The organism is Ameyamaea chiangmaiensis (genome assembly GCF_013376175.1).
GTDB classification, from domain to species: domain Bacteria; phylum Pseudomonadota; class Alphaproteobacteria; order Acetobacterales; family Acetobacteraceae; genus Ameyamaea; species Ameyamaea chiangmaiensis.
This window is the reverse complement of the sequence record NZ_JABXXR010000374.1, coordinates 1-502: the sequence shown is the minus strand read 5'-3', so window position 1 is coordinate 502 and position 502 is coordinate 1. Positions and strand designations below refer to the sequence as shown.

The window sequence follows — 502 nt, the reverse complement described above, 5'->3', positions numbered from 1 at the left end:
CATGTTCGCCCGCGCGCTGTCCCTCGCGCCGGTCAAGGCGGATGAAATCGACCCAGGTCGGCGTCATCCCGTCCGGCCGGGGCGCGTCGACCGCCTCGAGCATGGCGACCCAGCCGTCGAGGCGGCTGAGCGCCCGGCGATGCAGGGTGCGGATCGCGGCCTCGATCCGGCCACGACTGGCACTGTCCAGCGTGTCGGCGTCCTCATCGAGGCGTTCATGCAGCCGCCGCGCGAGGACCCGCAACGGGTCGGCCAGAGTGGACAGAGCACGACCGAGCCCCCTAGCCGCGCCGCTCAGATCGTCGCCGATCGGATGAAGATCACATTCGAGGGCCGTGGCATGCTGGGCCGCCTTGCCGCTGCGATCGCTGCCGCGTGCGCGTGCCAGCACCTGCGCCCGCAGGTGACGCAGGAACACCTCGCTCGGGTTCGGTGTCTTGTCCACGGGGGCCATCAGGCCGTCCAGAAGGGTCGCGGCGGGCGCGACGTCATCGGGCGCCGG

The 502-nt window shown here is 71.9% G+C and carries 1 pseudogene; it reads right to left on the bottom strand.

Going from position 1 to position 502, the window contains the following annotated elements:
* Positions 1–502: pseudogene (locus HUK82_RS17145) on the bottom strand (ATP-dependent DNA helicase); the annotation flags it as partial.